The organism is Faecalibacillus sp. TM498 (genome assembly GCF_020589955.1).
Taxonomy (GTDB): Bacteria; Bacillota_I; Bacilli_A; order Erysipelotrichales; family Coprobacillaceae; genus Faecalibacillus; species Faecalibacillus intestinalis.
On record NZ_JAJDKB010000010.1, the window covers coordinates 61346 to 72801 of the forward strand.

The 11456-nt window shown below is 29.1% G+C and carries 9 protein-coding genes; 5 read left to right on the plus strand and 4 right to left on the minus strand.

Annotated features, from left to right (window positions below):
* The first annotated feature begins 53 nt into the window (after nucleotides 1-53).
* A complete protein-coding gene (locus LJD32_RS04945; RefSeq protein WP_147580275.1) occupies nucleotides 54-581 on the plus strand; it encodes a cysteine hydrolase family protein in 528 nt (175 codons plus the stop codon).
* Between the two features lie 110 nt (nucleotides 582-691).
* Entirely contained in the window at nucleotides 692-1720 is a 1029-nt protein-coding gene (locus LJD32_RS04950) for a branched-chain amino acid aminotransferase (protein ID WP_119363350.1), read from the plus strand.
* A 70-nt stretch (nucleotides 1721-1790) separates the two neighbouring features.
* Here LJD32_RS04950 and LJD32_RS04955 read toward each other — a convergent pair whose 3' ends face one another.
* Nucleotides 1791-3125, minus strand: a complete 1335-nt coding sequence (locus LJD32_RS04955) for a citrate synthase (protein ID WP_227392410.1) — start codon at nucleotides 3123-3125, stop codon at nucleotides 1791-1793.
* Nucleotides 3126-3264: 139 nt separating this feature from the next.
* Between LJD32_RS04955 and LJD32_RS04960 the strand changes: the two genes are divergently transcribed.
* Nucleotides 3265-5610 carry an HAD-IC family P-type ATPase gene (locus tag LJD32_RS04960; protein WP_227392411.1) on the plus strand — a complete coding sequence of 782 codons (2346 nt, stop codon included), beginning with the start codon at nucleotides 3265-3267 and terminating at the stop codon, nucleotides 5608-5610.
* Nucleotides 5611-5632: 22 nt separating this feature from the next.
* On the opposite strand, the gene LJD32_RS04965 is transcribed toward LJD32_RS04960, so the two are convergent.
* Nucleotides 5633-6400, minus strand: coding sequence for an HD domain-containing protein (locus LJD32_RS04965; protein WP_227392412.1), 768 nt, complete (start codon nucleotides 6398-6400; stop codon nucleotides 5633-5635).
* Between the two features lie 54 nt (nucleotides 6401-6454).
* Between LJD32_RS04965 and LJD32_RS04970 the strand changes: the two genes are divergently transcribed.
* Both LJD32_RS04970 and LJD32_RS04975 read left to right on the plus strand, forming a co-directional pair.
* A complete protein-coding gene (locus LJD32_RS04970; RefSeq protein WP_227392413.1) occupies nucleotides 6455-6895 on the plus strand; it encodes a GAF domain-containing protein in 441 nt (146 codons plus the stop codon).
* Nucleotides 6896-6927: 32 nt separating this feature from the next.
* Nucleotides 6928-8088, plus strand: a complete 1161-nt coding sequence (locus LJD32_RS04975) for a polysaccharide deacetylase (protein ID WP_227392414.1) — start codon at nucleotides 6928-6930, stop codon at nucleotides 8086-8088.
* 14 nt (nucleotides 8089-8102) lie between these two features.
* Here the strand turns inward: LJD32_RS04975 and LJD32_RS04980 are convergent, their stop codons facing one another.
* Complete coding sequence (locus tag LJD32_RS04980) at nucleotides 8103-10625, minus strand: NYN domain-containing protein (RefSeq protein WP_227392415.1); 2523 nt, start codon at nucleotides 10623-10625, stop codon at nucleotides 8103-8105.
* A gap of 16 nt (nucleotides 10626-10641) precedes the next feature.
* Nucleotides 10642-11349, minus strand: coding sequence for a ThiF family adenylyltransferase (locus tag LJD32_RS04985; protein ID WP_227392416.1), 708 nt, complete (start codon nucleotides 11347-11349; stop codon nucleotides 10642-10644).
* Nucleotides 11350-11456 lie beyond the last annotated feature (107 nt).

Genomic DNA, 11456 nt, shown 5'->3' on the forward strand with positions numbered 1-11456 from the left:
TTACAAAGTCAATATATATGATAAGATTAAATAAAAATGATTGGAGAAATTTTATGAAAAAATTACTGATTGTAGTAGACTATCAAAAAGATTTTGTAAATGGTAGTTTGGGATTTAAAGAAGCTGAAGATTTGGATGAGTATCTTGCTTCTTTAATTGATCAATATCATCAAAATAAAGATGATGTTATTTTTACTTTCGATACACATCAAAATAATTATTTAGAAACTCAAGAAGGAAAGAATTTGCCAATTGAACATTGCATTAAAAATAGTGATGGTTGGAAACTATATGGCAAGGTAAATACTGCTAAAAAAGAATATGATATTTGTATTGAAAAAACAACTTTTGGTTCTCTTGAATTAGGAAATCACTTAAAGGATAAAAACTACCAAAATATTACTCTAGTAGGTGTTGTTTCTAATATTTGTGTTTTATCTAATGCTGTAATTGTTAAAAGCGCTCTACCTGAAACACCTATCTTTATTGATGTAAAAGGTATTTCTAGTAATGATTTAACAATGCAGGCAAAAGCAATTTCAATTTTAGAAAATTTGCAATTCAATATTATTAATAAATAAAATACAATTAATAATTTCTTATTAAAATAAGTTATAAATTATTATTGACACTTCATCTAATGAGGCGTAGAATTTGCCTAAAGATATATATAGGAAAGGAAGTATTAAAAATGTCAAAAAAAGATATTGATTGGTCAAATATCGGTTTTGGATATATGCCAACAGAAGCAAGATTCGTATCAAATTATAAAGATGGAGCTTGGGATGAAGGCGTGCTTACTGCTGATGACAAAGTTGTTATTAGCGAATGTGCAGGTGTTTTACAATATGCACAAACATGTTTTGAAGGGTTAAAAGCTTATAGAACAAAAGATGGGAAAGTTGTTTGCTTTAGACCTGATTTAAATGCAAGTCGTATGGCTGACTCTTGCAAACGATTAGAAATGCCTGTTTACCCTGAAGATAAATGGGTAGAAGCCATTGAAAAAGTTGTTAAAGCTAATATTGATTATGTACCACCTTATGGTTCAGGAGCTACTTTATATATTCGTCCATATATGTTCGGTAGTAATCCAGTTATTGGTGTTAAACCAGCTAACGAATATCAATTTAGAGTATTCGTAACTCCTGTAGGGCCTTACTTCAAAGGAGGAGTTAAACCTATTACAATTCGTGTATCAGACTTCGATCGTGCTGCACCTCACGGTACAGGACATATCAAAGCTGGTTTAAACTACGCAATGAGTTTACATGCAATCGTTGATGCACATAATCAAGGATTTGATGAAAACATGTACTTAGATGCAGCTACTAGAACTAAAGTAGAAGAAACTGGTGGAGCAAACTTTATTTTCGTAACAAAAGATAATAAAATCGTTACTCCAAAATCAAACAGTATCTTACCTTCTATCACTCGTCGTTCTTTAATGTATGTTGCTAAAGAATACTTAGGATTAGAAGTTGAAGAAAGAGAAGTTTATTTTGATGAAGTAAAAGATTTCGCTGAATGTGGTCTTTGCGGTACTGCTGCTGTTATCTCACCAGTAGGTAAAATCAATGATCATGGTAAAGAAATTTGTTTCCCAAGTGGAATGGATGAAATCGGACCTGTTCTTAAAAAACTTTATGAAACTTTAACAGGTATTCAAATGGGTACAATTGAAGCACCTGAAGGTTGGATCAAAGTTATCGAAGAATAACAAAATATATAAGAGTTGTCATCTTGGCAACTCTTTTCTTTTATAAAAAAAGCATTGATTTAACAATGCTTTAACGATCTTCCATTTTAATATATTCTTTCTTTTCCCCAACATATTTACCTGCTGGACGAATAATTCTTCCTGAATAAAGTTTATTTTCAATATTATGTGCAACCCATCCAACAGAACGTCCAATAACAAACATCAAGGTATAAAGATCTTTAGGAATTCCTAGCATATCATAAACGAGCCCGCTATAGAAATCAATATTAGCACATACATGAATACCTTTTCTCTTTTCAATTTCAGCAACCGCAATTTCTTCAAAACGATGATATAAGTCATATTCTTTTAATCTATCTTTTTCAATAGCTAGCTGCTTACATTGTTTAGAAAGAATTTGACAACGAGGATCACTCAATGTATAAACAGCATGCCCTATACCATAAATCAAACCAGATTGATCATTAAATTTTTTATCTAAAATATCATTTACAATTTGTCTAATCTGTTCATCAGTTGCATTTAAACCAACAGTATCAATAACAAGTTCCATTTGTTTGGCTACAGCTAGATTAGCCCCACCATGTTTAGGACCCTTCAAAGAACCAATCGCTCCTGCAAAACAAGAATATATATCTGTTCCTGTTGAAGACATAACAACATTTGTAAATGTAGAGTTGTTCCCTCCCCCATGATCAGCATGTAATACTAAACACATATCTAGAACACTGGCTTCTGTTTTAGTAAATGAACGATCTATTCTTAACATTTGTAAAATATTTTCAGCAATCGAATAATCAGTATTTACAGGATGAATAAATAAACTATCACTATCAAAATAATGTACTTTACAACGATAAGCATAACAAACAATTTCGGGAATCTTAGCGATTAAATCTAACCCCTTATTTAATGTTGCTTCTGGTGAAATATCATCAGGTGTTTCATCATATGTGTAAAGCATTAAAACTTCTTGTTGAAGTTTATTCATCATATTTTGCATTGGAAATCCTAGTATACGTGCTTGTAAATAATTCAAAGGTAAATCATATCTTGAAGCTAATTCTTTTTTAAACGCATCTAATTCATCTTTATTAGGTAAATATCCAAAAAGAATTAAAAAACAAGCTTCTTCAAAAAGAAAACGATTTTTTGGATCATGTCCCTTTATAAAATCAGAAACTTTAACACCCCTATAATAAAGTTCCCCTTCTGTATCAATCTTTTTATCATTTTCTTTTTTATATCCCACAACATCTGATATTTTTGTAAGTCCAACAAGAACACCTGTTCCATCTTCATTTCTTAAACCATTTTTTACGTTGTATTTAGAATATAAAGAATTGTCAATTTTATTTAATGATGTACTTCTTTGAAATACATAATCAATAAATTCACTCATATTTAAGCCCCCTTATCATAGTGTTAGGAATATCATATCACAAATTTGTATAATTGTATACAATTATTTACTTGTCTTATTTTGTTAAAGATTGTCAAATGACAAAAAGTATTCTAAAATAGAATGTAGGTGATAGAAAATGAAAATATTTGATCAAGAATTTAAAGGTTTATCTCAAAACGAAGTTTTAAAAAGAATCCAAGATGGGAAAACTCATTTTGTGGAAAGTAAATCAACAAAAACATATCAAGAAATAATTATAAACAATATTTTTACCTTTTTCAATTTTATTAATATCATACTCTTTGCATGTATTATTTTTGTTGGGTCTTATCGTAATACTCTCTTTATTTCTGTTGTCTTTTTTAATACCCTTACAGGTATTTATCAAGAGATAAAAGCTAAAAAAACACTTGATAAATTGAGCATACTTACAAAACAGAAAATTGAAGTATTAAGAGATAATCAACTCACTAAAATCAATGTTGAAGAGATTGTTCAAGATGATTTCATTATTTTAAATACAGGTATGCAAATACCTGTCGACTGTACACTATTAGAAGGTCATGTTGAAGCAAATGAATCCCTTCTTACTGGTGAAAGTGATGCTATTTTAAAAGTAAATGGTGATTCCCTTCTTTCAGGAAGTTTTGTCACTTCAGGGCGTGCCATTTGTAAAGTTACCCACGTTGGAAAAGAAAGTTATATTCATAAATTGACCACTCAAGCTAAAGAGTTTGATAGTAAAAAATCAGAACTTTCTCAAGCCCTTGATCAAATATTAAAAATTATTTCCATTATTCTTATCCCTATCGCATTTCTACTATTTTGTAAAGAATTTTTCATTGGACATTACCCATTTAGTGATACTGTCGTTTCAGTTGTAGCTGCTGTTTTAGGAATGATTCCTTCTGGTCTTGTCTTACTTACTACAATTGCTTTATCTTTAAGTATTGTTCGGCTAGCCAAAAAAAGTACCCTTGTTCAAAATCTTTTTTGTATCGAAACACTCGCCCGTGTTGATACTATTTGCTTAGATAAGACCGGTACACTTACTGAAGGAAAACTTAAAGTAGATGATGTTATTTGTCTAGATGATTCTTTTGATTTAGTAAAAATTATCAAAAATTTAAATTATTGTTTAGAAGATGCGAATATGACATCACAAGCACTTCATCAACGGTTTTCTAAAGAAAAGAATTATCAACCATTTTTTGTCATTCCTTTTTCATCACAAAGGAAATATAGTGCCGTTTCATTTTGTGATTTTGGTACAATTTATTTAGGTGCCAGTCAATTTATTTTTTCTAAACTTGATCAAAAAATAAAAGATAAAATTCAATTCTATACATCCAGAGGTTATCGTGTCCTTTGCGTTGGTTATACACCAACAATCATTAATGAAAATAGACTAGTGGATGATTTAAAATGTATTGGTTTTCTTATTTTATCAGATGTTATTCGTAAAGACGCTAAAGAAACTTTAGATTATTTTAGAAAACAAGATGTGCAAATAAAAATCATTTCGGGAGATGATCCTTCTACAGTTTCTGCCATTGCTAGGCGTTGTCATCTTTTAGATTATGAAAAATATATTGATGTTTCTTCTTTGTCAGATGAAGAAATCCAAGAAGCCGTAGAAAAATATACGATTTTTGGGCGTGTTTCTCCACAACAAAAAAAATTAATGGTGACAACACTTCAAGAAAACGATCATACTGTGGCTATGACAGGTGATGGTGTCAATGATGTACTTGCTTTAAAAGCTGCCGATTGTTCAATTGCTATGGCCTCAGGAAGTGATGCAGCTAAAAGCGCTTCACATATTGTTTTATTAAAAAATAACTTTAATGCTATGCCGCATATCGTTAACGAAGGAAGACGTGTTATTAATAATATTACTGCTTCTGCATCAATGTATTTAATTAAAACAATCTTTTCAGTTGTTTTATCAATTGGAATGATCTTATTTGGACATGGTTATCCATTTAAACCTATCCAACTAACTGTCATTTCTGCTTGTTGTGTAGGCATCCCGACTTTCTTTTTGACCTATGAACCAAATTTTAAAAGAGTGTCTGGTGATTTTTTAAAAACAGTCTTTAAAAACGCCTTCCCTTTTGCCTTTATGATTGCTATTTGCTCAACAATTATCGTTAATGGTGGTCGTGTCTTAGGTTTAGAAAAAGAAATGCTTTCAACAATTTGTGTTTTACTTACAAGTTGGTGTTATTATAGTGGTTTAAGACATATTTATTCACCCTTAAGTCATTATCGTATTTTTGTAATCTATATAATGCAAATTGTTTTATATATTTCTTTAATTGTTGGTCATCAATTTTTAGGATTAGGAAATATTGATTATATTGGTGCCATTACTTTAATGTTTTTAGTTACTTTTTCAAAAGTCATTTATTTATTGAATTTTGAATTATTTGATTATACTTATTTATTCTTACAAAGAAAACGAAATAAACACAAATAAAAAGGACAAATGTCCTTTTTATTTACATACATTTTTCTTCAATATAACTTTGACATGCTTTTTCTACAAACAGCATATCTTCTTTGAGTCCCTTTTTAAATTCTAATCGTTCCATATTTCTGTGGATATAATCATTTTCTTTAATGAATTGATAGCTGGATTTAAAATTCAAATCAAACACAAATGCAAAATAAGAAACCCACATATCCACTTCATTATGACGATTTTCTTTTAAAATTAACCGATGATTTTCTATGTCATTCAAAATATTTTTTGATACTCTTTGACTATAAAAGTCAGCATCTGAAATACTAAACAAAGTTTGTATTGATTCTATATTTTTTACTCGAAAATTATCAAGTTTATCACTATCTCGAATAAGTAAAACTTGTTTCAATAAAAAAGAATCCAACCCTTTTGGTACTTTATATAAAGAATGATATGCTATTGCTTTTCTAATCACTTCATCATATTGATCATCTTCAATAAATTGACGAATCATTCCTTCATCAAATAAAACCTGTACTCCTAATGTCGCATGATCAACATTACGATCATCAAAACTATTAAAACGTTTTATTTGTTCAAAACGTCCAATATCATGCAATAAGGCGATTAAATACGCTAAATCTTTTTCAATTCCTGTTATATTTTCATGTAAACATAAATATTCTGTTGTATGTACCACTTCTAATGTATGAATAAGTTTTAAATGAATCTTGTCATTTGTTAAATCGAACTGTTGAACATAGTTCATAAAACAATCTTTTGCTTTATTTATATCTAACATTCTTGACCTCACCTCTTTTTCTATTTTATACTATAGCATAAAGTGAGGTATAATATGAATAATTTATTAAAACAACAATATATTGGATTAATCGAATGCAATAACGAAGAAATATCAATTCTAGCTAATACATCTGCTTTTATTATGCAAAATTTTCAAGATATCTCTTGGGCTGGATTTTACTTATTTAAAAATAACGAACTTATTTTAGGACCGTTCCAAGGTAAGATTGCTTGTACTAATATTCCTCTAGATAAAGGAGTTTGTGGTAAAGCAGCGTCTACTCGAAAAACTGTTATTGTAGAAGATGTTCATCAATTTGCAGGACATATTGCCTGCGATAGTGAAAGCAACAGTGAAATTGTAATTCCACTTATAAAAGGAAATCAATTATATGGTGTATTAGATTTAGATTCTACATCATTTAGTAGATTTTCTAAAGAAGATCAAATTATTTTTGAAGAAATTTCAAAAATTTTAGTTCAACATTTATAATTATTTACATATCTTTGATATGAGGGGAAACCATGAAAAGACATCTTTTATTATGTTGTTTAATAGGAATAATGAGTATACTGGGTTACTTTTATTTTCAAAGAAAGATTATATTTATTGATCATCCAACAATTGAAATCAATAGTCCATTTTATTATAAAAAATATATTAAAAAAGTTAAAAATGGTTCTATTAATGACGTCACTTATAATGCAAATGATTTAAACAATCAAACTTTAGGACATTATACAGTGACTTATTTTTTTAAAGGAAAAACATATCATTTGAAAATAGAAGTGATTGATACAAAAAAACCAACTATTAAAGAATCTGAATCTTTAAAAATTGAAAAAGGGAAATCTTACGATTTAAAAAAAGGAATTATTATTAAGGATAATTCTAATCAATACAATTTAACAATTGATACCAATGATTTTAATCCCAATCAAATTGGAAACTATACAATTTATTATAAAGCAAATGATCTTTCCAATAACCAAGCGACTTTCAAAAGAAAAGTAACTGTCGTTAAAAAAATAGAAATTGGCACACATATAGAATCTAATAAAAAAATAGTGTATCTTACGTTTGATGATGGTCCCAGTCAAAATACTGATCGCATTTTAAAAATATTAAAAAAATACAACGCTAAAGCAACTTTTTTTGTTACAGGATGTCATCAAGAATATAATCAATATATTATTGAAGCTTATAAACAAGGACATACTATTGGTTTGCATAGTTATTTGCATGAATATCAAGATATTTATTCCTCTAAGGATGCTTATTTCAAGGACCTTAAAAAAATAAAACAAATGGTTAAACAACTTATTGGTATTCAAGTCCACTATATTCGTTTTCCAGGAGGAAGTTCTAATCGTATTTCTAAAAACTATTGTCATGGTATCATGTCTCAATTAACACGTGAAGTCATTAAACAAGGTTATCAATATTATGACTGGAATGGTGATACAACAGATGCAAGTGGCAATCATATCCCAACTGCAACAATCATTAAACAAGCTACAAGTGAAACACATCAAAATATTGTCCTTTTAGCACATGATACAGATGCTAAAGATACAACTGTAGCTGCTCTTCCTTCTATCATCCAATATTATAAAGAAAAAGGTTATCAATTTTTAGGCATTGATGATGAAAGTTACTATGTACATCATGATATACAAAATTAGCAGTCATTTGACTGCTAATTCTTTTTTAAATCCTCTAATAAATAATTTTTCATTTGTTTATTTTTTCTTTGAAATTCTTCAATTTCATGAAGATGTGTTTCTTTAACCAATAATTCGAATTCTCTTGCAGAAATACGCATAGCCCCTCTAGAAGAAACAATAATTTGTTCTAAAGCATCTGAAGTAGCTACATAAACACGATATTTTTGTGATAAATCATGTGTTACTTTCTCTATGTAGTTATCTGCAGTTTGCGCTTCTTTTGTATAAACAACATAAATATTATCATTTTTTTCAATTGAACCAATATTCTTTTTAATTTTATAAGCATCAAAAACAACAATCAGCAAACATTTTCGATAACCTTGATAATTATTCAAAATATCTATTAAACGATGTCTAGCATGGTCTAAATTTGTTTTAGCAAGTTCATTTAATTCATCCCACGAAAAAATAATATTATATCCATCTACTAATAAACATTCTGGTAAAATTGTCTTTTTTTCTTCAACCTGTTTTTCTATTTTACGATTCATTTCTTTAGAAAGTCGTCTTTTAATTGGTCCATATGTTCTAATAAATATTTCCTCTAACTCTTTATCATCGACTTTATAATTTTTTGTAACTGGACGTGGTTTATTTTTTTGATATACATAAGGTAAATGCATATAATTTGCTACTTCATCATAAGGGACATAAAATCCTGCACCCTGTTTACAAAAGATAGAACCTGTAGGAAATAAAGCATCTTCTTCACTATTATAGCCAATTTCTTGAATAATTTTTTCTTGATCATGACATTCAAAGTAACCAGCCATTTGATAGAACAGCTTCCCATTACCTTTTGTAAGCGAAAGAAAATCCTTTTGATAAGTCATTAAATAACGAACAGGTGCTTTTCCTTTAATGATTGTTAAATCCTGTTCATAACTTATTTGATAATCGCTATGAAATGTATCTAAATCATAAATAATCTTACTTGAAATATGATTTTCTACAATCATCTCAAATTCATAATAAGGTTCTAATAAAAGAGATTTTGCCTTTTTTAAGCCTTGTCGAATTGCTCGATAGGTTGCTTCTCTAAAATCTCCGCCTTCAGTATGTTTTAAATGGGATTTTCCTGTAACAAGAGTCAATTTCATATCTGTAATAGGCGATCCTGTAAGAACACCAAGATGTTGAATTTCTTGCATATGTGTTAAAACAAGATTTTGAAAATTAAGCGGTAAAGTATTTCTTTGACATTGATTTTCAAACACAAGTCCTTTGCCCTTTTCTAAAGGTTCTAATAAGATATGCACTTCAGCATAGTGACGTAAGGGTTCAAAATGACCTACTCCTTCAACTTTATCCAAAATCGTTTCTAAATAAGTAATTCTTCCTTCATCATAATGAATTAAAAATCCATAACGTTCCAAAATAAGATTTTGTAAAGTATCTAATTGAATTTCTCCCATAATTTTAACTGAAAGAATTCCTAATCGTTGATTATATTCAAATTGTAAACTTGGATCTTCTTTACCAATACTTAGTATTTGTTCAATAGCTTTACTTTTTTCAATATCATCAGGAAGTAAAATTTGATAAGACATAAAAGGCTTTAAAATATTTTGTTGTGTCTGTTTTTGATTTCCAAATGTAAAACCAATAGGTAACTCATCTAAACCCAAACAAGCCACTATATCACCTGTTGAAGCACTTTGAACACTTTGATAGCCTTGTCCTGTATAAATTCTTAATTCATCTACTTTACTTTCACTAATAACATCTTTAACATGCAAAGTCCCACCTGTTACTTTTAAATGCGTTAAATTTTTTTGTTTATGAAATGTCTTTTTAAAAACAATCCCACTTAAAATATCTAAAGCTTCTTTTTGACAAGTATATAAATCTAAAGCTTCCATAAATTCTTCTACACCTTCATCTTTTAACGCTGAACCAAAGAATACAGGAAACATTTGTCTTAAAGAAATAACTTTTTGAACATCTTCTTGTTTCATTTGTTGATTAAGATACTTTTCTAATAATTCATCATTTAATAAAGAAATGTTTTCATAAAAGTTTTCATCAATTGCAAAACAATTTTCATTTAATTCTTTTTGAATATTTTGTAATAATTGCTCTTTGGTTGAGTACGTACTATCCATCTTATTAACAAAAATAAAAGTAGGAATTTGATAAGTTTGCAATAATTTCCAAATTGTTTTTGTGTGTGCTTGTATACCATCTTTAGCCGAAATAACAAGAATAGCATAATCTAACACTTGTAACGTTCTTTCCATTTCACAACTAAAATCATTATGCCCAGGTGTATCTAAAAAAGTCATTTGACTTTCTCGATACATAAATGAGATCTCTTTTGAAAAAATAGTAATACCTCTTTTTCTTTCTTGTATATCATAATCTAAAAAAGAATCTTCCTTATCAACTCTTCCCATTTTTTTAATAACACCTGCATGAAAAAGCATTGCTTCAGATAATGTTGTTTTTCCAGCATCAACATGTGCTAAAATCGCAAAAGTTACTTTTTTCATGAATTTCACCTTCTTTCTACTTTATATGTAGTAAGTCTCTTACAACAACACTTGCAATGATCAAACCTGCACAACTTGGTACAAAAGAAATACTACCAGGTGTTTTTTTATGTGTCTCAAGATCTACAGGTGCATCTGTTTCAATGGGCTTTTCTGTAGAATAAACAACTTTTAAAGCTGGTATTTTTCTTTTCTTAAGTTCCCTTCTCATAACTCTAGCAAGCGGACAAATAGATGTTTTATAAATATCAGTTACCTCCAACTTTGTTGGATCTAACTTATTACCTGTCCCCATTGATGAAATAATTTTAATCTTTTTTTCTTGTGCTATTTCTACCAATTTAATTTTAGCTGTTACTGTATCAACAGCATCTACAATATAATCAAACTCATCAAAGGGAAAATGATCAACTGTTTCAGGTAAAAAGAAATCATCATATGTTAAAACATGACAATGTGGATTAATAGATAAAATACGTTCTTTCATAACTTCTACTTTTTTTTGATCTATTGTTTGATGTGTCGCAATAATTTGACGGTTAAGATTCGAAATAGAAACCGTATCATGATCAATGATATGAAGTGTCCCTACACCAGCTCGAGCCAGTGCTTCAACGACAAAACCACCCACACCACCAACACCAAAAATAGCAACGGTGCTGTTTTGTAAGGCCTCTATTCCTTCTTTTTTTATTAATAGTTCTGTTCTTGAAAATTCTTCCATAATAATCACCTGTAAAAGTATACCATAAAATAAAAAAGGCTTCCGCCTTTTTTATAAACCTTTTTCAGTTAATTCACGTGCAACATCATCTTTGATGGTAACACCTG